Origin of the sequence: Stenotrophomonas sp. C3(2023), assembly GCF_032911385.1 — a bacterium.
Taxonomy (GTDB): Bacteria; Pseudomonadota; Gammaproteobacteria; order Xanthomonadales; family Xanthomonadaceae; genus Stenotrophomonas.
In genome coordinates, this window is sequence record NZ_JAWJLO010000001.1 from 1,646,379 (window position 1) to 1,669,250 (window position 22,872).

22 protein-coding genes and 7 tRNA genes are annotated in these 22,872 nt (G+C 65.2%); 20 read left to right on the forward strand and 9 right to left on the reverse strand.

Going from position 1 to position 22,872, the window contains the following annotated elements; translation table 11 throughout:
* From RZA67_RS07150 to RZA67_RS07180, 7 genes are all read left to right on the forward strand, one after another.
* Window positions 1–785 (forward strand): XVIPCD domain-containing protein (locus RZA67_RS07150; protein ID WP_317212006.1); only part of this gene is annotated, 785 nt, incomplete at its 5' end.
* Window positions 786–1,136: 351 nt separating this feature from the next.
* Complete coding sequence (locus tag RZA67_RS07155; RefSeq protein WP_317212007.1) at window positions 1,137–1,721, forward strand: hypothetical protein; 585 nt, start codon at window positions 1,137–1,139, stop codon at window positions 1,719–1,721.
* Entirely contained in the window at window positions 1,718–3,049 is a 1,332-nt protein-coding gene (locus RZA67_RS07160) for an XVIPCD domain-containing protein (RefSeq protein ID WP_317212009.1), read from the forward strand. Before RZA67_RS07155 ends, RZA67_RS07160 begins: the two co-directional genes overlap by 4 nt.
* Window positions 3,050–3,139: 90 nt before the next feature.
* Complete coding sequence (gene mntR, locus RZA67_RS07165; RefSeq protein ID WP_317212010.1) at window positions 3,140–3,595, forward strand: manganese-binding transcriptional regulator MntR; 456 nt, start codon at window positions 3,140–3,142, stop codon at window positions 3,593–3,595.
* Window positions 3,588–4,100 carry a tRNA adenosine(34) deaminase TadA gene (gene tadA / locus RZA67_RS07170; protein ID WP_317212011.1) on the forward strand — a complete coding sequence of 171 codons (513 nt, stop codon included), beginning with the start codon at window positions 3,588–3,590 and terminating at the stop codon, window positions 4,098–4,100. The genes mntR and tadA overlap by 8 nt, the downstream gene beginning before the upstream one ends.
* 72 nt (window positions 4,101–4,172) lie before the next feature.
* Window positions 4,173–4,745, forward strand: a complete 573-nt coding sequence (orn, locus tag RZA67_RS07175) for an oligoribonuclease (protein WP_317212012.1) — start codon at window positions 4,173–4,175, stop codon at window positions 4,743–4,745.
* Window positions 4,746–4,800: 55 nt separating this feature from the next.
* Window positions 4,801–5,646, forward strand: a complete 846-nt coding sequence (locus tag RZA67_RS07180; protein ID WP_317212013.1) for an EcsC family protein — start codon at window positions 4,801–4,803, stop codon at window positions 5,644–5,646.
* Window positions 5,647–5,791: 145 nt separating this feature from the next.
* On the opposite strand, the gene ppsA is transcribed toward RZA67_RS07180, so the two are convergent.
* Window positions 5,792–8,170 (reverse strand): phosphoenolpyruvate synthase, encoded by a 2,379-nt coding sequence (ppsA, locus tag RZA67_RS07185; RefSeq protein ID WP_317212014.1) that lies wholly within the window; start codon window positions 8,168–8,170, stop codon window positions 5,792–5,794.
* Between the two features lie 143 nt (window positions 8,171–8,313).
* On the opposite strand from ppsA, the gene RZA67_RS07190 reads away from it, so the two are divergent.
* The 6 genes from RZA67_RS07190 to phaC all read left to right on the forward strand — a co-directional run bounded on the left by RZA67_RS07190 (window position 8,314) and on the right by phaC (window position 13,518).
* Window positions 8,314–9,135 carry a pyruvate, water dikinase regulatory protein gene (locus tag RZA67_RS07190; RefSeq protein WP_317212015.1) on the forward strand — a complete coding sequence of 274 codons (822 nt, stop codon included), beginning with the start codon at window positions 8,314–8,316 and terminating at the stop codon, window positions 9,133–9,135.
* Between the two features lie 112 nt (window positions 9,136–9,247).
* A complete protein-coding gene (locus tag RZA67_RS07195; protein ID WP_317212016.1) occupies window positions 9,248–9,766 on the forward strand; it encodes a DUF1249 domain-containing protein in 519 nt (172 codons plus the stop codon).
* 40 nt (window positions 9,767–9,806) lie between these two features.
* Entirely contained in the window at window positions 9,807–10,295 is a 489-nt protein-coding gene (locus tag RZA67_RS07200; protein WP_317212018.1) for an 8-oxo-dGTP diphosphatase, read from the forward strand.
* Between the two features lie 340 nt (window positions 10,296–10,635).
* Window positions 10,636–11,250 (forward strand): phosphatidylcholine/phosphatidylserine synthase, encoded by a 615-nt coding sequence (locus tag RZA67_RS07205; RefSeq protein WP_317212019.1) that lies wholly within the window; start codon window positions 10,636–10,638, stop codon window positions 11,248–11,250.
* A gap of 19 nt (window positions 11,251–11,269) precedes the next feature.
* Entirely contained in the window at window positions 11,270–12,457 is a 1,188-nt protein-coding gene (phaE, locus tag RZA67_RS07210) for a class III poly(R)-hydroxyalkanoic acid synthase subunit PhaE (RefSeq protein ID WP_317212020.1), read from the forward strand.
* Window positions 12,454–13,518, forward strand: a complete 1,065-nt coding sequence (gene phaC / locus RZA67_RS07215) for a class III poly(R)-hydroxyalkanoic acid synthase subunit PhaC (RefSeq protein WP_317212021.1) — start codon at window positions 12,454–12,456, stop codon at window positions 13,516–13,518. Before phaE ends, phaC begins: the two co-directional genes overlap by 4 nt.
* A gap of 2 nt (window positions 13,519–13,520) precedes the next feature.
* Here phaC and RZA67_RS07220 read toward each other — a convergent pair whose 3' ends face one another.
* Window positions 13,521–14,021, reverse strand: coding sequence for a DUF4822 domain-containing protein (locus RZA67_RS07220; protein WP_317212022.1), 501 nt, complete (start codon window positions 14,019–14,021; stop codon window positions 13,521–13,523).
* Window positions 14,022–14,158: 137 nt separating this feature from the next.
* Here RZA67_RS07220 and RZA67_RS07225 point away from each other — a divergent pair, with 137 nt between their 5' ends.
* The 7 genes from RZA67_RS07225 (at window position 14,159) to RZA67_RS07255 (ending at window position 20,763) form a co-directional block, all read left to right on the forward strand.
* The gene (locus RZA67_RS07225) at window positions 14,159–14,362 is read left to right on the forward strand and encodes a PspC domain-containing protein (RefSeq protein WP_317212023.1); all 204 of its coding nucleotides are present in this window, start codon (window positions 14,159–14,161) and stop codon (window positions 14,360–14,362) included.
* A gap of 38 nt (window positions 14,363–14,400) precedes the next feature.
* Window positions 14,401–14,808, forward strand: a complete 408-nt coding sequence (locus RZA67_RS07230) for a hypothetical protein (RefSeq protein ID WP_317213934.1) — start codon at window positions 14,401–14,403, stop codon at window positions 14,806–14,808.
* Between the two features lie 224 nt (window positions 14,809–15,032).
* Window positions 15,033–15,248 (forward strand): hypothetical protein, encoded by a 216-nt coding sequence (locus RZA67_RS07235; RefSeq protein ID WP_317212024.1) that lies wholly within the window; start codon window positions 15,033–15,035, stop codon window positions 15,246–15,248.
* 186 nt (window positions 15,249–15,434) lie between these two features.
* Entirely contained in the window at window positions 15,435–17,831 is a 2,397-nt protein-coding gene (locus RZA67_RS07240) for a Tex family protein (RefSeq protein WP_317212025.1), read from the forward strand.
* 248 nt (window positions 17,832–18,079) lie between these two features.
* A complete protein-coding gene (locus RZA67_RS07245; protein ID WP_317213935.1) occupies window positions 18,080–20,263 on the forward strand; it encodes a PAS domain S-box protein in 2,184 nt (727 codons plus the stop codon).
* Between the two features lie 68 nt (window positions 20,264–20,331).
* Window positions 20,332–20,613 carry a hypothetical protein gene (locus RZA67_RS07250; RefSeq protein ID WP_317212026.1) on the forward strand — a complete coding sequence of 94 codons (282 nt, stop codon included), beginning with the start codon at window positions 20,332–20,334 and terminating at the stop codon, window positions 20,611–20,613.
* A gap of 63 nt (window positions 20,614–20,676) precedes the next feature.
* Window positions 20,677–20,763, forward strand: a tRNA-Leu gene (locus RZA67_RS07255).
* A gap of 92 nt (window positions 20,764–20,855) precedes the next feature.
* Here the strand turns inward: RZA67_RS07255 and RZA67_RS07260 are convergent.
* From RZA67_RS07260 to RZA67_RS07290, 7 genes are all read right to left on the reverse strand, one after another.
* Window positions 20,856–21,797, reverse strand: a complete 942-nt coding sequence (locus tag RZA67_RS07260; protein WP_317212027.1) for an SOS response-associated peptidase family protein — start codon at window positions 21,795–21,797, stop codon at window positions 20,856–20,858.
* Between the two features lie 192 nt (window positions 21,798–21,989).
* Window positions 21,990–22,065: transfer RNA gene (locus tag RZA67_RS07265), tRNA-Glu, on the reverse strand.
* A 47-nt stretch (window positions 22,066–22,112) separates the two neighbouring features.
* Window positions 22,113–22,188: transfer RNA gene (locus tag RZA67_RS07270), tRNA-Ala, on the reverse strand.
* A 45-nt stretch (window positions 22,189–22,233) separates the two neighbouring features.
* Window positions 22,234–22,309: transfer RNA gene (locus tag RZA67_RS07275), tRNA-Glu, on the reverse strand.
* 47 nt (window positions 22,310–22,356) lie between these two features.
* Window positions 22,357–22,432: transfer RNA gene (locus RZA67_RS07280), tRNA-Ala, on the reverse strand.
* Between the two features lie 168 nt (window positions 22,433–22,600).
* A tRNA-Glu gene (locus RZA67_RS07285) sits at window positions 22,601–22,676 on the reverse strand.
* Window positions 22,677–22,729: 53 nt separating this feature from the next.
* A tRNA-Ala gene (locus RZA67_RS07290) sits at window positions 22,730–22,805 on the reverse strand.
* Window positions 22,806–22,872: the final 67 nt, after the last annotated feature.

Genomic DNA, 22,872 nt, shown 5'->3' on the forward strand with positions numbered 1-22,872 from the left:
TGTACGCCACGCAGGCGGACATCAGCACCCTTACGATGAATGGCTACCGCAACGGCTGGGAGCGGTTCATCACCGATGACAATCCCTTGATCGTGGCGTCCTCGTCGATGAGCGCGCACAAGCTGGACAACTTCCTTGGCGAGCGCTCGGTGCTGGAGAGCCCGATTGCGCGCACGCTCGCCGAGCGCAACCAGACCATGATTGCCGAGTATCGTGAGGACATTGGGCAACGCCGCCTGGCCGTGACTGCGATCTCGCGGACAGGCCCTGGCCTGATCCTGGATGCGGTTGATGCTATTCGCGGTCCGGTCAAGGCTGGTGAGCCGGCACGCGTAGAGCAGGCCCGGCAGGAGAAACGGGCGCTGCAGCTCTCCGACCCCGAGCATCCAGCGCACGGCCTGTTCCGGAGCGCGCGTGTGGGGGTATATGCGCAGGACGCGAAGTTCGGCCGCACGCCGGATGCGGCCAGTGATCGCCTGGCCGGTGCCTTGGCGGCGGAGATCTATGCGCTCGGCGGCACGCAGATTGACCGCGTGGTGGTCAGCAAGGATGGATCGCGGCTGTTTGCAGTGCAGGGTAGGCTGGGTGATCCGGCGAATGTGTACGCTTCAGTAGATGCGGTCGAGGGACTGAACACACCGCTGACACAGTCTACCGAACGCGTGGCGCAGTGCGCCGCGCCGGTGCCACAGCAGCCTGAGATGTTGATGCAGCCGCGACTGGACCTGCATCCCGATGCCAACCAGCAGGCCTGGTCGCCGGCGGTGGGTGGGCGAGGCCTCTGATGGCGGTACACCCTGATTGACGCCTTGTCTCGTGCGTTGAGTCGATGCGCTGACCGGGGCGGTATCGAATGCAGGACATCGGCGACTGATTGCACTGAGCCCAAGTTCATCAAGTTCTGAACGTTCAGAGTGATGGACATGAGTGTGCGCGGAGCTTTCTAAAGAGCTCCTGGTGCCGATGACGCTGATCGTAAGGCGGGGCGTTCTGGTGTGAGATGAGTATTTCATTTCAAGCGTTGCCTACAAATCCCGCGAATTACTAACGAGGAAGACATGCCGCGGTCATTATTGTTCATTGCCATCCTGTCGCTGAGCGTGACGCTCGGCGCTTGCGGCATCAAAGGATCTACTATGGAAGAAAAGAATACCGAGTCCGCCCAGCGTGACTCGAATGATCGGGGCCTTGCCCACCTGAATCCGAATCCGACGGCCAGGTACAGAATTCGCCTGAGGATCAACGACGCTCCTGGGCCGTTTGAAATTGTCAAGCTCGGCGGGCAGTTCGATGTCCGCAACAAGGATGAGTGCAGCAAGATTAACTTTTTCACCGGTACAGCATCCCGAATCACCAGTTCAGAAAGGCTCCCGCTAACGCGCATATCCGACAGCGAGTACGAGGCTGTGTTGGAGCTCGACAGGATGCAAGATGAGGACTACTTCGGCCGCGGTGTATGTCACTGGGAGCTTATCCGAGCCTACGCGGTTCTGATCGCAGCCGACGAAGTCAAGGACACAAGCTTCGTCGTATCACTGCCGGTGCATGATCTACTGAATGGCAGCGCCGTTACGCGCTTCTTCGTGCATGCGCACTACCCTCGCGTTGAGGAGGTGGACGGTTATCCGGCAAGAGGCAAGAAGACGCCTGATGAGTTCCTCCCTGAGTACCGCGCGCATGTGTTCAGTATGACGTTGTCTTCGCTGGGAGCGGCTGAATGAGCATCAGATCGCCGCAGTATGCTGCACTGTCTGATAGTGCTTACGAGAATCTTCGGGCCGGAGTCCGGGATAGAACTGATGGGGAGCGGGTCGTTGCGGGCGACGTCAGGTTCGACGTGCTCAAGCATGTCGACAACAAGCAGACCGGTTACCAGGGCACGATTTACGAGCGTGTGGATACTGGCGAAATCGTCGTCGCACATCGCGGTACCGAGGCGCTCAAAGACGGTCTTGTTGACGCAAGCATGGTTACCAGTCGGCTGAATCCGCAGGCCGCAGATGCGCTTGCGCTGACCCGTGACGCGCTGTCCTTCGCGCGGAGCAGCGCGGTCGCTGAGGGCCAGGTTGTGCCGGTCACCGTAACCGGCCACTCCCTCGGCGGTACGCTCGCCCAGATCACCGCACATCACTTCAACCTCAAAGGCGAAACCTTCAACGCCTACGGCGCCGCCAGTCTTGGCCTGCGGATACCGTCCGGCGGCGATACCGTGATCAACCACGTGATGGCAACTGACGCCGTCAGCGCCGCGTCGCCGCATTTCGGTCAGGTCGTGGTGTATGCCACGCAGGCGGACATCAGCATTCTTACGATGAACGGCTACCGCAACGGCTGGGAGCGGTTCATCACTGACGACAATCCGCTGATCGTCGCGTCTTCGTCGATGAGCGCACATAAGCTGGACAACTTCCTTGGCGAGCGCTCGGTGCTGGAGAGCCCGATCGCCCGCACGCTCGCTGAGCGCAATCAGACCATGATTGCCGAGTATCGTGAGGATATTGGTCAGCGCCGCCTGGCCGTGACTGCGATCTCGCGGACAGGCCCTGGCCTGATCCTGGATGCGGTTGATGCTGTTCGCGGTCCAATCCCGGCGGGCGAGCCCGCACGAGTAGAGCAAACCAGGCAGGAAAAGCGTGCACTGCAGCTCTCCGATCCGGAGCATCCGGCGCATGAGATGTTCCGGGCTGCGCGCGTGGGCGTGTATGCGCAGGATGCACAGTTCGGCCGCATGCCCGATGCGGCCAGCGATCGGCTGGCCGGTGCCTTGGCGGCGGAGATCTATGCGCTCGGCGGCACGCAGATTGATCGCGTAGTGATCAGCAAGGATGGAACGCAGATGTTTGCAGTGCAGGGCAGGCTGGGCGAGCTGGCGAATGTGTACGCATCTGTGGACGTAGTTGCGGGGCTGAACACCCCGCTTGCGCAGTCCAGCGAACGGGTGGCGCAGTGCGCCGTACCGGTGCCGCAGCAGCCGGTGATGCTGATGCAGCCGGAACCGCAGGCCGAGGCGCACCAGCAGAGGTGGTCGCCTGCATTGGGAGGTAGATGACAGGAGGCGGGCTGCGCACCGGGGCGGCTTCAGGACAGGGCAGGCGGTACACTATGCAGCATGCCATCCCTTCTGTTGGCCGGAGTTTGAATGCCCAGCAGCACCCGCCCCAAACCCGCCTTGCCCGCGACCGAGGTGCATGTGGAGGGTTTTACCCAGGTTCGTGAAGCCCGGCGCGCCGAGCTGGTTGAGGACTATGTAGAGCTGATCGCTGACCTCATCGCCGACGGCCGCGAGGCGCGGCAGGTGGACATCGCCAGCCGGCTGGGGGTTGCCCAGCCGACGGTGGCCAAGGCGCTCAAGCGGCTGGTCAAGGAAGGTTGGGTGGTACAGCGGCCCTATCGCGGGGTGTTTCTCACGCCTGAGGGTGAGGCGCTGGCCCTGCAGGCGCGCGCGCGCCACCAGACGGTGGAGCGTTTTCTGCTTGCGCTGGGCGTGGATGCCGACTCGGCCCGCCGCGACGCCGAGGGGATCGAACACCACGTCAGTGCTGCAACGCTGGCCGCGTTCGAGGCATTCCTGGAACGGGAGAAGGCGCGTGGATGAAGCCACCGTGGTGCATGACCATGACGAGCACTGGATGCGCCATGCCTTGGCGCTGGCCGAGCGTGCCGAGCGGGAGTTCAACGAGATTCCGGTCGGGGCGGTGCTGGTAGGCGGCGATGGCCAGATATTGGGCGAGGGCTGGAACCTCAATATCGCTGACCATGACCCCAGCGCGCATGCCGAGATCGTGGCCATGCGCCGGGGTGGCAAGCGGCTTGCCAACCATCGTCTGCTCGGCAGCACACTTTACGTGACGCTCGAGCCCTGCGCGATGTGCGCGATGGCCATCGTGCATGCTCGGGTGGCGCGTCTGGTCTACGCGGCCAGTGACCCTAAAACCGGCGCCTGTGGCAGTGTGTTCAACCTGCTCGGCGACGCCCGCCACAATCACCGGGTCGACATCCACGGCGGTGTGCTGGCGTTGGAGGCCAGCCACCGGCTGACCAACTACTTCCGCGCCAAGCGCGGCAAACCGCTGTTGACGCTGCAGCCGCCTGCCGGCTGAGCATGCACGCGCGGTATCATGGGCCTTCTTTTCCGGCGGGCCCGTGGGGCCTGCCCCCGACGAGGCAGCACGATGGCGGACAAGGGCAGTGGCAACGATCGACTGATCTGGATCGACCTGGAAATGACCGGGTTGGACACCGACAACGACTCGATCATCGAGATCGCCACGGTGGTCACCGACGCGCAGTTGAACGTGCTGGCCGAGGGGCCGGAGCTTGCCATTGCCCATCCGCTTGCCATGCTCGAGGCGATGGACGAGTGGAACCGCAACCAGCACCGCCGTTCAGGGCTGTGGCAGCGGGTGCTCGACAGCCAGGTGACCCTGAGTCAGGCCGAGGCGCAAACGGTGAACTTCCTGGCCGAGTGGATCGGCGCAGGTGCCTCGCCGATGTGCGGCAACTCGATCTGCCAGGACCGCCGCTTCCTGCACCGGCAGATGCCGCGGCTGGAGAAGTACTTCCACTACCGTAATCTTGATGTGTCCACGATCAAGGAACTGGCGCGCCGCTGGGCTCCAGGCGTAGCCGCTGGCATCACCAAGACCAGCAGCCATACGGCATTGAGCGACGTGCATGATTCCATCGCCGAGCTGCGCCACTACCGCCAGTTCATGGGCGAGCTGGCGGGGTTGCGCACTGCCTGAACGATTGGCGGGCGGCACGACGCGGCGTTGAGGCGTGCGGCGCTATGATCGCGCCATGAACACACCCGTCCTGCTTCCCCGCGACATCGCTCACCATCCGGCCGACTGGGCCGACCTGCAGCGGGCGGTGGCTCTGCTGGAGGCGCCGACCTTGACCGCACGCATGGCCAACATGGTCGGTGCCCCCTTGGAGTTTGCCGTGCGGGCGCTGCCTGCAGCGGTGTCCGGGCGCATCCACGGCGCGGTGCAGATGGCGTTGAACAAGGCCGTGCAGGGCGCGCTGCTGAGCATGCGCAACGAGCCGGGGAAGGCGGCGTCCACGCGCTGGCACAAGCTGGCGGCGGCGACCAGCGGCGCGGTTGGCGGCGCGTTCGGGTTCTCGGCGCTGCTGATCGAGCTGCCTCTGTCGACGACGATCATGATGCGTTCGGTGGCCGATGTGGCGCGCAGTGAGGGGTTCGACCTGGCCGATCTTTCCACGCGGCAGGCGTGTCTGGAGGTGTTCGCGCTGGGTGGCAACGCCGAGAATGACGATGCCAGCGAGACCGGTTACTACCTGGCCCGCGGGTTTACCGCCGATGTGATGCGCCATCTTTCCGCCGAATTGGCGGGCAGGGTGGTGACCGGGCGCGACCTGACCTTGGGTGTTGCACCGAAGGAAGCCGGCAAGCTGCTGGCCAAGCTGGTGGAAAAGGTGGCCGCGCGGTTTGGCGTGGTGGTGAGCGAGAAGTTCGCGGCGCAGGCGGTGCCGGTGATTGGTGCGGCGACGGGGGCAGCGTTGAATACGATGTTCACCGATTACTACCAGGACATGGCGCGCGGGCATTTCATCGTGCGCCGGCTGGAGTTGAAGTATGGAGAGGATGTGGTGCGCGCGTGTTACCAGCGCATTGCCGGGTAGTGCAGGATTCGGCCCGGCAACAAGCAAAAGCGTGACGACCAACGGTGGTCACCTACCGGGCGCGCGGACGGCAGAGGCGTGACGACCAACGGTCGTCACCTACCGGGGCATACAAAGAACCCCGCCGGGGCGGGGTTCCTGCAGATCAGCTGTTGGCCTTGAGCTTGGCCAGGCGCAGCCAGGTGTCCACCACGGTGTCTGGATTCAGCGAGACCGATTCGATACCTTCCTGCATCAGCCATTCGGCCAGATCCGGATGATCGGAGGGGCCCTGGCCGCAGATGCCGACATACTTGCCCTTGGCACGGGCGGCCTTGATCGCCATCGACAGCAGCTTCTTCACCGCCGGGTTGCGCTCGTCGAACAAGTGGGCAACGATCGACGAGTCGCGGTCCAGGCCCAGGCTGAGCTGGGTCAGATCGTTCGAGCCGATGGAGAAACCATCGAAGATCTCCAGGAACTCGTCGGCCAGCAGCGCGTTGGACGGCACTTCGCACATCATGATGATCTTCAGGCCGTTCTCGCCCTGCTTCAGACCATTGCGTTCCAGCACCTCGACGACCTTGCGGCCTTCTTCCAGCGTACGCACGAACGGGATCATGACCCAGAGGTTGTCCAGGCCCATTTCGTTGCGCACGCGCAGCACCGCCTTGCACTCCAGCGCGAAGGCTTCAGTGAAGCTCGGATCGACGTAGCGGCTGGCGCCACGGAAGCCGATCATCGGGTTCTCTTCGTGCGGCTCGTAGTTGCTGCCACCGATGAGGTTGGCGTACTCGTTGGACTTGAAGTCCGACAGGCGCACGATCACCGGATGCGGAGCCACCGAGGCGGTCAGCGTGGCGATGCCCTCGGCCAGTCGATCGACATAGAACCCAACCGGGTCGCTGTAGCCGGCAATCTTCTCGTCGATCTTCTTCTTCGTCGCCGCATCCTGACGGTCATATTCGAGCAGGGCGTTGGGATGGATGCCGATGTGGCTGGCAATGATCATCTCCAGGCGCGCCAGGCCGATACCCGCGTTGGGCAGCTGGCCGAAGTCGAAGGCACGCTCCGGGTTGGCCACGTTCATCATGATCTTCAGCGGCGCCGGCGGCATGTTGCCCAGGTCGGTGGTGGTCCGCTCGAAGGCGCGCTTGCCTTCATAGATGAAGCCGGTGTCACCCTCGGCGCAGCTGACGGTCACTTCCTGGCCGTCTTCGATCACGTGGGTCGCGTTGCCCGAACCGACCACGGCCGGCACGCCCAGCTCGCGGGCGATGATCGCTGCATGGCAGGTGCGGCCGCCACGGTTGGTGACGATAGCCGAGGCCCGCTTCATCACCGGCTCCCAGTCGGGGTCGGTCATGTCGGCGATCAGCACGTCACCGGGCTGCACGCGGTTCATGTCATCCAGGCTGCGCACCACGCGGGCCACGCCCGAACCGATCTTGGCACCCACGGCGCGACCTTCGGCCAGCACCTTGCCGTCCTTTTCGGTCAGCGCGAAGCGCTCGATCTGGGTGGCATGGCTGCGCGACTTCACCGTTTCCGGGCGCGCCTGCACGATGAACAGCTTGCCGCTGACACCGTCCTTGGCCCACTCGATATCCATCGGGCGGCCGTAGTGTTTCTCGATGACCAGCGCCTGCCTGGACAGTTCCTGCACGTCCTCGTCGCTGATGGAGAAGGTGTTGCGCAGCTCGGCCGGGGTGTCTTCGATGCGTACGCGCTCACCGGGCACGTCCGAATACACCATGCGGATCGCCTTGCTGCCCAGCGAGCGGCGCAGGATCGCCGGCTTGCCTGCCTGCAGGGTGGGCTTGTAGACGTAGTACTCGTCCGGGTTGACCGCGCCCTGGACCACCATTTCGCCCAGGCCGAACGAGGAGGTGACAAAAACCACATCACGGAAGCCGGATTCGGTGTCCAGAGTGAACAGCACGCCGGAGGCGCCCACGCCGGAGCGGACCATCAGCTGTACACCGGCCGAGAGGAAGACGTCCTCGTGCTTGAAGCCGTGATGCACGCGGTAAGCAATGGCGCGGTCGTTGTACAGCGAAGCGAACACTTCCTTGACCTTGTGCACGACATCGTCGGCACCGGTGACATTGAGGAAGGTTTCCTGCTGGCCAGCGAAGGAGGCGTCGGGCAGATCCTCGGCGGTGGCCGAGGAGCGCACGGCCACGGCCACGTCGCCGCCGCCGTTCTCGGCGCAGAGCTTTTCGTAGGCGCTGCGGATGTCGGCATCCAGCTGCGGCTGCAGCGGTGCATCGATCACCCAGCCACGGATTTCCTTACCCGCCGCGGTCAGGGCGGTGACGTCTTCGACATCAAGCGTGGCCAGCTTGTCGAAGATGCGCGTGGACAGGTCGTTATGGGCAATGAAGTCCTTGAAGGCTTCTGCCGTGGTCGCATACCCCCCAGGAACCGAAACGCCCAGACCGGCGAGGTTGCCGATCATCTCGCCCAGCGACGAATTCTTGCCGCCTACGCGGGCCAGGTCGGCCAGACGCAGTTCGTGCAACCACAGGATGTTCTCGTTCAAGCGCGATGCTCCGTTTGGCCATCGCCCGAGGCGGGCTGAATGGCCGCGTCCGTAGGAAGAAGCCGATATGATGCAGGGCAGACGGCCGTCGGCACAAGCTTGTGTTGAGGGCATTTTTGGGCTTCGAGCGAGGTTTGCGACGCATGACGACTGTCCGACCGGTGTTCTACGTTTCCGATGGAACCGGTATCACCGCTGAAACCATTGGGCACAGCCTGTTGACCCAGTTCACCGGGTTCAGCTTCATTACCGACCGTTTGTCGTTCATCGACGATCCGGAAAAAGCCGCCGAGGCCTGCGATCGCATCCGCGCGGCCGGCGAGCGCTACAACGTGCGGCCCATCGTGGTGAACTCCTGCGTGGACCAGAGCCTGAGCGTGATCCTGGCCGACAGCGGTGCGCTGATGCTGGACGTGTTCGCCCCGTTCATCGAGCCGCTGGAGCGCGAGCTTTCCAGCCCGCGGTTGGCCAAGGTGGGCCAGGCGCATGGCATGGTCGACTTCGAGACCTACCACCGGCGCATCAACGCGATGAACTTCGCGCTGAGCCACGATGATGGGATCGCGGTGAACTACGACGATGCCGATGTCATCCTGGTGGCGGTGTCGCGGGCCGGCAAGACGCCGACGTGCATCTACCTGGCCCTGCATTACGGGGTGCGTGCGGCCAATTACCCGCTGACCGATGAGGACCTGGAAGGCGAGAACCTGCCGCCGCGGCTGCGTAATTACCGTCGCAAGCTGTTCGGCCTGACCATCGATCCGGACCGGCTGCACCAGATCCGCCAGGAGCGTCGTCCCAATTCGCGCTACGCCAATCTGGAAACCTGCCGGCGCGAGGTCACCGTGGCCGAGCGCCTGTTCCAGAAGGAGCGCATCCCCACGCTGAGTACGACGCATACCTCGATCGAGGAGATCTCCAGCAAGGTGCTGGCCACGTTGGGTCTGCAGCGCGGAATGTACTGAACCGCGCCCTACCGGGATGGGCCGGGTGGCCGCCAGCCGAGTCCGATCATGGGGCCGCAGGCGGCGTTGCACAAGGCTGCCGCGGGCGGCTGGCAGCGTGTAGCATCAAGCCATGACCCAGGCGTTGCCCCGCACCCAGCGCATCCCCCGTCTCAGCCGTCTGAGCTGGCTGATGGGGCTGTATGCCGAGAACCACCGCCACCTGGTCCGCCTGTTCGCGCCGGACCAGCTGGCGGTGGGCAGTTATGTGTCCTCGGTGGGCGACGGGCTGGATGTCCGGCTGGATGTGATCGAGTGCCACCGCTATACGGTGGAGCTGCGGCTGACCTATGACCTGTGCGACCCGGTCACCGGCCAGCCGGATCCTTCGGCCTATGTGCGGCTGTACCGCGACGCGCAGCAGGCCGAGACGACGCACTGTTACGTCGGGCGGCGCTGGCAGGACGTGGTGGGCATGTACCCGCCGCCGGCGCAGCTGATCAGCCACCGCATGCGGATGAACACCTTCCTGGGCAAATGGCTGGAGTATCTGGCCGAGCGTGGTCACGGTGTGGCGACCCTGGCGCCCGATCCGGACGCGGCGGTAGCCGGCACCGCGCTGCAGGCCCGGAACCTGTCACTGGTGCGCTGATCGGCCATAATCGGTCGCTTACCTCTCGCTGGAATCCTGCATGCCGTATACGCCGATCGTGGCCACCCTGGGCTACGTGCTTTCCCCGGACCGTCGCAGGGTGCTGATGATCCACCGCAATACGCGGCCGGGCGATCACCACCTGGGCAAGTACAACGGGCTGGGCGGCAAGGTGGAAGCCGATGAGGACGTGGCCACCGGCATGCGCCGTGAAATCGAGGAAGAGGCGGGCATCGTCTGCACGTCGATGCAGCTGCGCGGCACCATCAGCTGGCCCGGGTTCGGCAAGCATGGCGAAGACTGGTTCGGCTTCGTGTTCGTCATCGATGCATTCGAGGGCACGCCGCACGAAGGCAACCACGAGGGCACGCTGGAATGGGTCGAACTGGACAGGCTCGATTCGCTGCCGATGTGGGAGGGCGACCGCAACTTCCTGCCGCTGGTGTTCGACGCCGACCCGCGCGCCTTCCATGGGGTGATGCCCTACCGCGACGGTCGCATGCAGTCCTGGTCGTACAGCCGGCTGTAGGTCACCTGCCCGGCGAACATGTCACTGGACGGGGCCAGCCGGGCAGCATAGCGCCGGTTGTCGACAAAGGGGGTAGGAAAACCCCGCGCATGTGTGATGAAGAAATGAGCAGCGTCGCAGCGGATGCGACAGGGTTGTCCACAGGGGGTGTGGATTGTTGGTGAGCAACCGTGTGGATAACCGGCGTCGGGGCCCGCTGCGCCTGGCTGTCAAGATGGCTGGCCAAAAAATGGCCAGGGCGACCGTGGCGTGATCGCCAGGTGAAGGCGGGGCGGTGACCACGCTGTCGTCGTCATCGCCGCTCGCGTAATCTGTAGCCACTGCAGTCCTGTGAGCCTTCATGAAACGACACTTCTCAATGCTGCGGGAGTTCCAGCTCGCCGACTGGTTCACCCTCGCCAATGCGTTCTGCGGCACCGGTGCGGTGTTTGCGGCAATGCGCTTTCTGCAGGACGGTCACCACGGCTATCTGCTGTTCGGCATGGCCCTGATCCCGCTGGCCTTCATCTTCGATGCTCTCGACGGACGCATCGCCCGCTGGCGTAAATCCAGTTCGACGCTGGGGCGCGAGCTGGACTCGCTTTCGGATGTCATCTCCTTCGGTGTGGCTCCGGCCGCGCTGGCCTATGCCTGTGGCATGCAGGGAGGCTGGGACTGGCTGGTGCTGAGTTACTTCGTCTGCTGTGGCGTCAGCCGGCTTGCGCGCTACAACGTCACCGCCGAGGCCATGTCCGAGGGCGGCGACAAGGTGCCGTACTTTGAAGGCACGCCGATCCCCACCAGCCTGCTGCTGGTGATCGTGCTGGCCATTGCCGCCGGTACCGGTGCCATCGGCAGCCAGCTGTGGCTTGGGCAGTGGCAGATTGGTCCGTGGCAGCTGCATCCGCTGGTGCTGTTGTTTGCCCTGTCCGGGTCGTTGATGATCAGCAAGACGCTGCGCATTCCCAAGCCGTGAGGGCGATCAGGAGCATGCAATGAACAACGAGGGCGGCCAGGGCGGCACCGGCTTCGATCCGCGCGCGCAACAGTACTTTGCCGCGTGGAGCGAGGCCCTGCGCCACGCCGGCCACGCTGGCGCAGCTGCCGCCCCCGGCAGCAACAACCCCGGCGACTGGAAGCAGGTGCTGGACTGGTGGTCGCAGCTGCTGCCCGAGCGCAACCCCGGTGTGGTCGATGACGCGCTGCACCGCTTTGGCAACCAGGCCGGTGGCTGGTATTCGACCATGCAGGGCGTTGCCGCGCGCTTTACCGGCCGCGACACCACCAGCGCAGAGGTCGCCGCCGCCTGGCGCGAAGCGGTCATGGGAGGCGAGCAGGGTGAGGCATTGCTGGACTGGATGCTCGGCGGCGCCCGCCGCACGACGGGCGCAGCGGGGGACGGCATGGACATGGCCGCGCTGCTGCAGCAGTGGCAGCAGCATCTGGCGCCATGGCTGCAGGGGCCGGCATTCGGGCCGGGTCGCGAGCATCAGGCGCGCTGGCAGACCCTGCTGCGCGCGCAGCAGGACTACCAGGACCAGTCCAAGGCCTACATCGAGCAGATCCGCAAGGCGTTGGACGAAGCGTTTGCGTTGTTCGAGCAGCGCCTTGCCGAACATGAGGCGCCCGGCACCCAGCTCACCAGCGCGCGGGCGATGTTCGACCTCTGGATCGAAGTGGCCGAGGAGGCTTACGCCAAGGTTGCGCTCTCCGACGCGTTCCAGTCGGTCTACGCCGCGCTCGGCAATGCGCAGATGCGGCTGCGCGCGGCCATGCAGCAGGAAGTGGAGCAGGTGAGCGAGCGGGTGGGCCTGCCGACCCGCACCGAGATGGATGCGGCCCATCGCCGAATCGCCGAGCTTGAGCGCCAGCTGCGTCGGCTGCAGGCGACGGTGGCCGGACTGGCCAGCGGCGCAGTGGCCGCCGAAAGCGCAGCGCCCGACCCGTGGCAGCAGGCGGCCCAGCCTGCTGCGGCCAAGGTGACGCCGCGACGCGCGCGTGCCACTGGTGCTGGTGCAACGGCCAGTAAAGCTGCCACAGGCGCCGCGGCCAAGGCGCAGACGGGAAAGCCCGCGAAGAAAGCAGCGAAGGCGCCTGACGCTGCCACGGCGCGACCCCGTTCGGCCTCCAGGGCTGAGGAGCCCGGCCGCGCAACCACGGGCAGGCGGGGGGCACGTCGATGAAAGGGCCGTTGGGTTTCAACGCCGATGATCTGCTGCAGGAGTCGCTGGCGATGCAGCGCAAGCTGCTCGAAGGCCTGCAGCTGCTGCCCACGGTGGACGACGTTACCTACGGCGCGACCGCGCGCGAAGAGGTCTGGCGCGATGGCCGCGTGGTGCTCTACCGCTTCGTCGGCACGCAGCCGTCCAGCGCCACACGGCCGCTGCTGATTGTCTACGCCCTGGTCAACCGCCCCTACATGGTGGACCTGCAGGCCGACCGCTCGCTGGTGCAGCGTCTGCTGGCACTTGGACGCGATGTCTATGTGCTGGACTGGGGATACCCGGACCGCTCCGAGCGCTACCAGACGCTGGAAGACTATTTGCTGCGCTATATCGACGGGGCGGTCGATGCGCTGGGTGCAGCGTCGGGCGGGCCGGTGGACATGCTCGGCATCTGTCAGGGCGGCGTGTTCGCCCTGTGCTACGCCGCGCTGCGACGGCAGAAGCTGGCCAATCTCATCACCATGGTCACCCCGTTCGATTTCCATACCGACGACAACATGCTCTCGCACTGGGCGCGACAGGTGGACGTGGATCTGCTGGTGGACACGCTCGGCAACATCCCCGCCGACCTGATGAATGCCAGCTACCTGATGCTCAAGCCGTTCCGGCTCAACGTGCAGAAATATGTGGGCCTGCTCGACATCCTCGACGACAAGGCCGCGCTGGAAGACTTCCTGCGGATGGAGAAATGGATCTTCGACTCGCCGGATCTTGCCGGCGAGACCTTCCGCGAGTTCATCACCCAGTTCTACCAGCGCAATGGCCTGGTCAACGGCAGCGTCCGTATCGGCGATGAGCCGGTCGACCTGGCCCGGGTGACCCTGCCGGTGCTCAACATCTACGCCGAGCAGGATCACCTGGTGCCGCCGGATGCCTCACGCGCGATGCGTGGTCGGCTGGGCACGGCCGACTACAGTGAGTCGAGCTTCCGTGGCGGGCACATCGGCATCTATGTCTCCGGGCGGGCGCAGCGCGAGGTGCCCGCCACCATCGATGACTGGCTCAACGCCCGCCGCTGAGCTCACCGCGCGGGCCGGGGCGCGGCGGGCAGCTTGAGCGGGCCCCGGTATGGGGTGTGTACCACGTGGATCGTGACCATTGGCTGGCCCGGCTGGAGATTCTTCGGCACCTGCCGACTGTAGGTGTACTCCGAGGCGGTCAGCGTCTCAACACGACTGCGCTGGGCCGGGCCGGCCGGTGGCATCAGCACCAGCTCGCGACCGTCACCGGTGACAAGGAAATCACCGTTGCCGCCTTGGGGTGCGTAGGAGCTGCCGTCGTCCGTGTTGAAGAACTCGTAGCGGTTGCTGCAGGCGTTCCACAGCGACAGGCCGACCACGCCGCCATAGTTGGCCAGCTGGTTGTTGCTGCGGTCATTACCTACGTAAACGGCCGTGGTCTGCCAGACGGTGCTGGCCAACGTCCGCGCTGCTGGCGCGGGATGGCAGGCGGGCGCATGGTCGTGTGCGCTGGCCAGCAGGGGCAGCGCACACAGGGCGATGAACAGGGAGGCACGAGGCATGGGAACTCCTGTTGCTTGGCTATCAGGAGGCCCTACGGTGATGTGAGCACTCTCCTGAGGCCATGCAGTAAGCTGCAATCAGGCCCGTTCCGTACCGGAGCGCGTCAGACCGACACCATCAGCCCGGAGATCACGCCATGAGCGCCGCCCCCCGCGCGTTAGCCCGCTCCTTGAACGACCGCATGCTCGCCGGCGTGCTCGGCGGTATTGCCCATCGCTTTGGCTGGCAGCCGAACCTGCTGCGCGTGGTGTATGTGCTCGTCTCGATCGTCTCAGCCGCATTCCCGGGCATCCTGGTGTACCTGATTCTGTGGCTGCTGATGCCCAACGAAGCCGATTGAGGGCAACAGACGTGCGGCCGTTGCTGCTTGGGCTGGGCATGCTGTGGGCCAGCCCCAACACCCTGGCCGGTCTGCTGGCCGGCGCGGCTGGCATGCTGGCCGGTGCACGACCGCGCTGGAGCGCCAACGAGCATGCGCTGGTCTTTGCGCACTGGCCATGGGGGCCGGGCGGGGCGATCACGCTGGGCAATGTCATCCTGCACACCGGTGCGCAGCTGGAGCTGGCCTGTCGTACCTACGCGCATCAGGCGGGGTGGGGGCCTGAGCCGGTGATCGGCCTGCACGACCATGAGCGCGCGCATGTCTATCAATACATGGTGCTCGGCCCGTTGTTCGTGCCCGTGTATCTGCTCTGTGGCGGTGTTTCAGCGCGCAATCCTCTGGAGCGCGCCGCTGACCATTACGCGCGCCACGGCCATGGCTGGTGGCCGTGGCGGCTGCGCTGAAGGGCCATGTCGCTGCAGTGCGCAGGCGACCCCCACCGGCGCTTGTTATTGGTTCGTTAAAAAGTGATGTCTACGCGCTGACAACTGCCGTCATAAGCCCGCAACAGGTCCACATTACCTTTCGTGACATTCCAGTCAGGTTTTACCGGCTAAGCTGGAATCCGGTGCTGGCGCTTCGGGGCTGCACCGGTTGAAGCAAAGCGTAATCTGGAGGAACACATCACATGGCAATCGTTCTCTATGTCGGTGGTAGCAAGGACGGCGACAAAGGCGTGGTGCCCTACGGTTTCAGCAAATCCCGTGCGGATACTGCGCTGGGGCCGGAGATCTATACCGAGCGGTTCATGGAACTGCAGGGCGTGGGCAAGGTGCGCTTGATGGCACTGGAAGGCCTGCGCGATGAGATCGTCATGCAGCACGCGGTGCGTCACTACCGCTGAGTCACCTGACATACAGGCAGGTACGCGCCGGGTATGCGCGCGTCGTCGGCATCCAGCCCCCCGCCAGGATGCCGGCGCCCCCCGCGAAGCGCTGCCTGTCCGCAGTGGACCTGTCAACGCCTTCCCCCTGCCGCCCGGCACCGCCAGAATGGGGTCTTCCCCGAACCGCGGCCCAGGCCGGAAGCAATGCACGACGCCAAGCAAGCCCAGAGCGCACTCGCGCAGCAGATCGCCCAGACCATTGCCGAGGAAATCGGCGCCCAGTCCGCCCAGGTCCGCGCTGCGGTCGGGCTGCTGGACGAGGGGGCGAGCGTTCCCTTCATCGCGCGTTATCGCAAGGAAGTCACCGGCGGACTGGATGACACCCAGCTGCGCAACCTCGAATCGCGCCTGACGTATCTGCGTGAGCTGGAGGACCGGCGCGCCACGGTGCTGGCCAGCATTGACGAACAGGGCAAGCTCAGCGATGCGCTGCGCAACGAGATCCTTGCCGCCGACAGCAAGAGCCGGCTGGAAGATCTTTACCTGCCCTACAAGCCCAAGCGCCGTACCCGCGCGCAGATCGCCCGCGAAGCGGGGCTTGAGCCACTGGCCGATGGTCTGCTTGCCGACCCGACGCAGGACCCGCAGGCGTTGGCCTCCGGTTTCGTCGATGCAGACAAGGGCGTGGCCGATGCCAAGGCGGCACTTGAGGGCGCGCGCGCGATCCTGATGGAGCGTTGGGGCGAGGATGCCGCGCTGGTCGGCGAGCTGCGCACGTGGCTGGCCGAGAACGGTGTCATCCGTGCTCGCCTCGCCGAGGGCAAGGAGGCGGAGGGCGCCAAATACCGTGACTACTTCGAGCATGCCGAGGCCTTGGCGAAGATCCCCTCGCACCGCCTGCTGGCCCTGTTCCGGGCGCGTCGTGAAGAAATCCTGTTCCTGGAACTGGACCCGGGTACCGATGCCGAGGCCGGCAACCAGTATGCCGAGGGCCGCGTGGCGCGCCGTGCCGGCATCGCCGACCAGGGGCGTCCGGCCGACCGATGGCTGCTCGACGCCTGCCGCCTGACCTGGCGGGCAAAGCTGCACATGCATCTGATGCTGGACCTGTTCAACCAGGCGCGCGAAAAGGCCGAGGCCGAGGCGATCAACGTCTTCGGCGACAACCTGAAGGACCTGCTGCTGGCCGCGCCGGCCGGGCCGAAGACCGTACTTGGGCTGGACCCGGGCATCCGCACCGGCTGCAAGGTGGCCGTGGTCGACGCCACCGGCAAGCTGCTGGCCACCGAGACCATCTACCCGCACGAGCCGCGTCGGCAGTGGGAGCAGTCGCTGCAGACGCTCAAGCAGCTGTGCGCCAAGCATGATGTGGAGCTGATCGCCATCGGCAACGGCACCGCGAGCCGGGAGACCGACAAGCTGGCCGGGGAGGTCATCAAGGCCAGCGGCAACAGCCGTCTGCAGAAGGTGGTGGTCAGCGAAGCCGGTGCCTCGGTGTATTCGGCCTCCGAGGTTGCTGCCCGGGAATTCCCGCAGCTGGATGTGTCGCTGCGCGGCGCGGTGTCCATCGCCCGTCGCCTGCAGGACCCGCTGGCCGAGCTGGTCAAGATCGAGCCCAAGGCCATCGGTGTGGGTCAGTACCAGCACGATGTCGACCAGTACCGTCTGGCGCGCGCGCTGGAAGCACGGGTTGAGGACTGCGTCAACGCGGTCGGCGTGTTCGTCAACACCGCCTCGGCTGCGCTGCTGTCACGGGTGTCGGGCCTGTCCAGTACGGTAGCCGAGAACATCGTGCGCTACCGCGATGAGCACGGCCCCTTCAAGCGGCGCCGCGAGCTGCTGAAAGTGGCCCGGCTTGGCGAGAAAACCTTCGAGCAGTGTGCCGGCTTCCTGCGCATCGCCGACGGCGACCAGCCACTGGACGCCTCGGCCGTTCACCCGGAGGCGTACCCGGTGGTGGAGCGCATCGTGGCCAGTACTGCGCGCCCGATCAAGGCGCTGCTCGGTGACGGCAGTTTCCTGCGCGGCCTCAAGCCGGAACAGTTCACCGATGAGATCTTTGGCGTGCCTACAGTGCGCGACATCCTCAAGGAACTGGAAAAGCCGGGCCGAGACCCGCGACCGGAGTTCAAGGCCGCGCGCTTTGCCGACGGCGTAGAGGACATCAAGGATCTGCGCGAGGGAATGGTGCTGGAAGGGGTGGTCAGCAATGTGGCCGCGTTCGGTGCCTTCGTTGATATCGGCGTCCACCAGGACGGGCTGGTACACATCTCTGCACTTGCTGACACCTTCGTCAAGGATCCGCGTGATGTGGTGAAGGCCGGCGACATCGTCAAGGTGAAGGTGCTGGAGGTCGATGTGGCGCGCAAGCGCATTGCACTGACCCGGCGCCTGGACGACAGCCCCGGCCAGAGCACCAGCCGACCGGGCGAGCGGGCCGCGCGCGCGGCAGGCGCCGCTGGCGTCAGGCATGAGGCCGACAGCCCGCGTCCGGCCGGCCGTGGCCCGGCCCGCGGTGGCGGCGGCCGAGGCACCACCGCCACTGCGGCCCCGGCCAACAACGCGTTGGCCGAGGCCTTCGCGCGGGCCAAGCGCAGCTGACCCGCCGCCTCTGGCTCGCCCTGCAATGCTTGCACGCCTCCCAGACATGGGGGGGCTTACGCTTTTGCCTGCTATTGCGCAAACTGCGGCCAACAGGGCCCCCGTCGGGCCTTACCTGCCTGTCGGAAGCGGAGGCCAACGATGCGTGCCACCACTGACAACGATGTATGGCTTCCGCCGCTGGCGCACCGTGCCCGCCAGCTTGTCTGCGGCGTCGTTCGCCGATGAGCGCCGCAGCGCAGGACGAGATGCAGCAGCTGCGCGAGCGGCTGGCGCGTGCCGAGGAAATTTCGCGCCGGTTGCAGATGGTGGTCGACGGCATTGCCGTTGGCAGCTGGGAGTGGAATCCGCAGACCGGTCAGATGCGCGTCAACGAGCGCTGGGCGGAGATCGTCGGCTACCAGCGCGCCGAGCTTGAGCCTATCTGCGCGCAGACCTTCGTGAGGCTTGTGCACCCCGATGACCTGCAGCGTTCAGACCAGGCGCTGCAGGCGCACTTCGACGGCCGCGAGCCCTACTATGAATGCCTGTGCCGCATGCGCCACAGGCAGGGGCATTGGATCTGGGTGCAGGACCGTGGCAAGGTCTACGAGCGCGACGCGCAGGGGCAGCCGCTGTGGATGGCCGGCGCGCATGCCGATGTCAGCGACCTGCAGCGGGCACGACAGCAGGCGGCCGAGGCACGCCAGCGCCTGCAGGCGATCGTCGATGCGTCCGACGAGGTGGCCATGATCGTCACCGACATGCAGGGCACGATCGTGATGTTCAACACCGGCGCCGAGCGCCTGCTGGGGTACCGCGCCGATGAAATCGTCGGCAAGGCCAGCCCGATCCTGTTCCATGAACATCAGGAGGTACAGACCCAACTACGTGCCACCGGCGCACCGGCCGGCACGCCGGAGGAGCTGTTCGCCTGTCTGGTCGAGCGCGCGCGCGAGCAGACCTACTCGCGTCAGTGGACGTTCGTACGCAAGGACGGGCAGCATCGGCAGGTGCGGCTATCCATCAGTGCATTGGCAGACGGGCAGGGTGAGCTGACCGGGTTTGTGGGCATGGCGACCGACCTGACCGAGACTCTGCAGGCACGCGCCGAAGCGCGACTGGCAGAGGAGAAGTTTGCCGGCGCCTTCACCGGTGCAGCACTTGGGATGGCGCTGGTGTCGCTGCAGGGACGCTGGCTCGATGTGAATACCGCCCTGTGCCGGATACTCGGATATTCGCGCGAGGAGCTGCTGCAGGTGGATTTCCAGCGGCTTACCCATCCTGACGATCTGGACACTGACCTGCGCCTGGTGCAGGACCTGCTGCAGGGCCTGCGCAGCCACTACCACCTGGAAAAGCGCTACATCGGGCACGATGGCAATGTCATCTGGGGCCGATTGTCGGTGTCGCTGGTGCGAAACGAGCGCGGTGAGCCACTGCATTTCGTCTCGCAGATCCAGGATGTGACCGCGCAGCGCTCCAGCGAGATGCGCCTGCTCGAATCCGAGCGCCGCAACCGCATCACGCTGGACGCGGTCACCGACCTTGTTGTCAGTGTCGGTCTGGACGGCATCATCGAGCACGCCAACAGCGCCGCAGTGCGTGAGCTGGCCGGTGAAGACGCGGTGTCCCTGGCCGGCCGTCATCTGCAGGAAGTGATCGCCCTGACCACTGAATATGCGCCCGGTTCCGTGCTGGATGTCTCGGTGCTGCTGGATCCGGAAAGCAACGCGGTGGACCTGCAATCCGACCTGCTGCTGCGCCATGGCGGGCGCAACCTGCCGATCGACCTGACCCGTGCCTGGCTGCACGATGAGCGCGGCGAGCTCAGTGGCGCGGTCTGGGTGCTGCGCGACGCCACCCAGCAACGCGCGCGGCAGCGCGAAGCCCGCCAGTTGGCCGAGATCGATCCGCTGACCGAGCTGAGCAACCGTCGTGGGTTCGAGGCACACCTGCAGCGGGCGCTGACCCGCGTTGAGCGCACCGGTCAGTCCGCCTCGTTGATGTTCATCGACCTGGACCGGTTCAAGCCCATCAATGACACCTGGGGTCACCTTGCTGGCGATGCGGTGCTGTGGGCGGTGGCCAGCGTCCTGCGCCATGGGGTGCGCGATTCGGACATCGTCGCCCGGCTCGGCGGCGACGAGTTCGCGGTCATCCTGCCGGGCTGCTCGCTGCGGCGTGCGCGCCGCATCGGGCTGGACCTGCTGCAGACGCTGTCGCTGCTGGCGGTGCCTTGGGAACGTGAGCGGTTGCAGGTGGGTGCAAGCATCGGCATCGCCGCGCTGCGCGGCGGCATGGATGTGGACCAGGCGGTGGCCGCTGCCGATGCGCAGTGCTATCGCGCCAAGGCGGCCGGCCGCAACAACGTGCAGGTCCAGCCCAGCGTCGAGGAGGTCGATGGCGGCGGGCCCGAGGATGGGCCTGGCGAAGAAGGCGAGGACGGCTGAGGCTGTCTCAGCTTGTGAGAGCGCCGCGCGTCAGACTCGTCTCCCAGGCAAACGGCAGGGAGATGCAGATGAACGCAACATGGGACAAAGAAGCCATCCGTCAGTTCGCTCCGGCAACGGTGTGCTGGTTGCTGGCCGTGGCGGTGACGCAGCTGCACGGCTGGGCGCAGTCGCAGCCGACGGGGACGGCGCCGTCCAGCGTGCTGTTCTGGGTAGCGGGGGCGCTGTTGCTGGGCAGCATGGTGCTGACGGCCAAGGCCTGTTGGCAGGCAGGGCGCAGGCAGGCCGAACCCGGTGGCGACCCAGCGCCGGCGGCGGCTGCCCGCGTGCAGATGACAGCGCACGGTTGAGCGCAGCGCCTGTCAAAGGACTGCCCATTGCAGCCGGTTTGCTTTACACTTGCCGCCCAGCCAGCCGAAGTGGCGGAATCGGTAGACGCAGCGGACTCAAAATCCGCCGCCCTTAAAAGCGTGTGGGTTCGAGTCCCACCTTCGGCACCAAGGGTTTCAGGCTGTCATTCACATCCTGAAAAAGCTCCGCAAAAACAGGCCCGCTTCGCATTTGCTGCGAGTGGGTCTTTTTTTTTGGTCGTTCAGCCGGCCTCGCGCCAGAGGTAACGCAGATCCTCGCGGTCGTCGAGAATGCGGTACTGCGCCTGCAGGTCGGAAGGGTCCGGGTTGAGCCAGGCATCGAGATGGCGTTCACGCAGCGGGATGATGCTGCGGTCATGCCCTGCAGCGGCGACGTCGGGATGTGGCGTGTCGGTGATCGCTGCGAAGGACAGCAGCGTGCCTTCCGGCCCCTCCCATTCGGCCCAGAGGCAGGCCAGCAACAGATCCTGCGGAGGATCAGGCCGGAACTCAAGCACCTGCGTGGCCGGTTCGGCGCTTCCCAGCTGCTGGCTGCGTTGGACGTGTTCGTGGAAGGCGCTGACCACCAGGACGCCGTGACGGTGGCCAAACGCGCTGCGCCAATACCCCTGCAGACTTTCGCGCCGTGCGTTGTAGGTGCCCGGGTAGAGCACGTCGTTGCGTGCAGACTTGTCGGCGAGGCGGCATTGGTAGCGCATTGGCTTGAGCACGCGCTGGCCATTCTCGCTGATCAGCAGCGGTGCATGCAGGCCCGGGAACAGACGGTTGTCGCGCGGCAGGTGCTGGCTGCGCTGCAGGTCCTCCAGCCGGGCATGCGCACGTGCGATGCGGTTGCCTGCGATGCGGGCCTCATTTCGCGCTTTCTGCGTGGGCCGGGTGGCCAGGTGCGTGTTGGCCAGCGCGAGGCGCTCGTGTTGTCGCTGCAGCTCTGCTTCCAGTTCGGCCTGCTCACTGGCGTGCCATTGCTGGATCATCGCCACGATGTCCTGGCCGCGCGGGGTGCGTGCACCGCAGAAGCCATCATCCATCGCCTTTGGCGTCTTCGGGCGCTTCTTGGCCGGGTCGAATGCATACAACGCCGCGAAGGCGTCCAACGACATCACAGCGCCGTACTGTCGTACCAGCTTGGCGTAGTCGGCGCTGATCTGTGCGGAGTAACACATGTGGACAGTGTAGAGGGGTGGGGCACCGGTGTAATGACGGGCTCCGCCCGGCAGCTGCCAAAGACGTGACGACCAACGGTCGTCACCTACCGGAGCCAAGAAAAATCCCGAGCTGCCAAAGGCGTGACGACCAACGGTCGTCACCTACCGGAGCCAAAAAAAATCCCGGCCGAAGCCGGGATTTTCAGAAATTGGCGTCCCCACGGGGATTCGAACCCCGGTCGCCACCGTGAAAGGGTGATGTCCTAGGCCTCTAGACGATGGGGACGCACGAAAACTTCAAGTTGTAGAACCTTCGACGGCCTATGTCGAAAGTGGTGGAGCCAAGCGGGATCGAACCGCTGACCTCCTGCATGCCATGCAGGCGCTCTCCCAGCTGAGCTATGGCCCCAATGAAACCCAGGTACTTCTGCCGAAGCAGAGACCTGTTTGAAACTGGCGTCCCCACGGGGATTCGAACCCCGGTCGCCACCGTGAAAGGGTGATGTCCTAGGCCTCTAGACGATGGGGACGCACGAAAACTTCAAGTTGTAGAACCTTCGACGGCCTATGTCGAAAGTGGTGGAGCCAAGCGGGATCGAACCGCTGACCTCCTGCATGCCATGCAGGCGCTCTCCCAGCTGAGCTATGGCCCCGTGTTACCGAGCCGCCTATCATACCGGCTTATTCACGTTTGTGGAAGCTGTTTCCAACTTCCTGATGATCGTCCGACGCACCGAAGCGCGCCTCGCGATACATCACATGAACGCCGGGTGGCGGTGGACCAGAAGCGCCGGCGAACCGGTTCCGCTGATCCAGATGAGTGGCGTCCCCACGGGGATTCGAACCCCGGTCGCCACCGTGAAAGGGTGATGTCCTAGGCCTCTAGACGATGGGGACGCAGATCTCATCAATTCATTTCGCGACCTTCCGACGGCCTAATGCCGAAAGTTTGGTGGAGCCAAGCGGGATCGAACCGCTGACCTCCTGCATGCCATGCAGGCGCTCTCCCAGCTGAGCTATGGCCCCACGTCGCTGAGGAGCGAGATAATAGCGATGGGTATCCGCCTTGGCAAGCCTTTCCTGCAGTTTTTCG

What these genes read in the sequence shown, in the direction of transcription:
- RZA67_RS07155 (WP_317212007.1), top strand. Translation starts at nt 1,137, where the DNA reads ATGGAAGAAAAGAATACCGAGTCCGCCCAGCGTGACTCGAATGATCGG.
- RZA67_RS07160 (WP_317212009.1), top strand. Translation starts at nt 1,718, where the DNA reads ATGAGCATCAGATCGCCGCAGTATGCTGCACTGTCTGATAGTGCTTAC.
- mntR (WP_317212010.1), top strand. Translation starts at nt 3,140, where the DNA reads ATGCCCAGCAGCACCCGCCCCAAACCCGCCTTGCCCGCGACCGAGGTG.
- orn (WP_317212012.1), top strand. Translation starts at nt 4,173, where the DNA reads ATGGCGGACAAGGGCAGTGGCAACGATCGACTGATCTGGATCGACCTG.
- RZA67_RS07180 (WP_317212013.1), top strand. Translation starts at nt 4,801, where the DNA reads ATGAACACACCCGTCCTGCTTCCCCGCGACATCGCTCACCATCCGGCC.
- RZA67_RS07190 (WP_317212015.1), top strand. Translation starts at nt 8,314, where the DNA reads ATGACGACTGTCCGACCGGTGTTCTACGTTTCCGATGGAACCGGTATC.
- RZA67_RS07195 (WP_317212016.1), top strand. Translation starts at nt 9,248, where the DNA reads ATGACCCAGGCGTTGCCCCGCACCCAGCGCATCCCCCGTCTCAGCCGT.
- RZA67_RS07200 (WP_317212018.1), top strand. Translation starts at nt 9,807, where the DNA reads ATGCCGTATACGCCGATCGTGGCCACCCTGGGCTACGTGCTTTCCCCG.
- RZA67_RS07205 (WP_317212019.1), top strand. Translation starts at nt 10,636, where the DNA reads ATGAAACGACACTTCTCAATGCTGCGGGAGTTCCAGCTCGCCGACTGG.
- phaE (WP_317212020.1), top strand. Translation starts at nt 11,270, where the DNA reads ATGAACAACGAGGGCGGCCAGGGCGGCACCGGCTTCGATCCGCGCGCG.
- phaC (WP_317212021.1), top strand. Translation starts at nt 12,454, where the DNA reads ATGAAAGGGCCGTTGGGTTTCAACGCCGATGATCTGCTGCAGGAGTCG.
- RZA67_RS07220 (WP_317212022.1), bottom strand. Translation starts at nt 14,021, where the DNA reads ATGCCTCGTGCCTCCCTGTTCATCGCCCTGTGTGCGCTGCCCCTGCTG.
- RZA67_RS07225 (WP_317212023.1), top strand. Translation starts at nt 14,159, where the DNA reads ATGAGCGCCGCCCCCCGCGCGTTAGCCCGCTCCTTGAACGACCGCATG.
- RZA67_RS07230 (WP_317213934.1), top strand. Translation starts at nt 14,401, where the DNA reads ATGCTGTGGGCCAGCCCCAACACCCTGGCCGGTCTGCTGGCCGGCGCG.
- RZA67_RS07235 (WP_317212024.1), top strand. Translation starts at nt 15,033, where the DNA reads ATGGCAATCGTTCTCTATGTCGGTGGTAGCAAGGACGGCGACAAAGGC.
- RZA67_RS07240 (WP_317212025.1), top strand. Translation starts at nt 15,435, where the DNA reads ATGCACGACGCCAAGCAAGCCCAGAGCGCACTCGCGCAGCAGATCGCC.
- RZA67_RS07245 (WP_317213935.1), top strand. Translation starts at nt 18,080, where the DNA reads ATGCAGCAGCTGCGCGAGCGGCTGGCGCGTGCCGAGGAAATTTCGCGC.
- RZA67_RS07250 (WP_317212026.1), top strand. Translation starts at nt 20,332, where the DNA reads ATGAACGCAACATGGGACAAAGAAGCCATCCGTCAGTTCGCTCCGGCA.
- RZA67_RS07260 (WP_317212027.1), bottom strand. Translation starts at nt 21,797, where the DNA reads ATGTGTTACTCCGCACAGATCAGCGCCGACTACGCCAAGCTGGTACGA.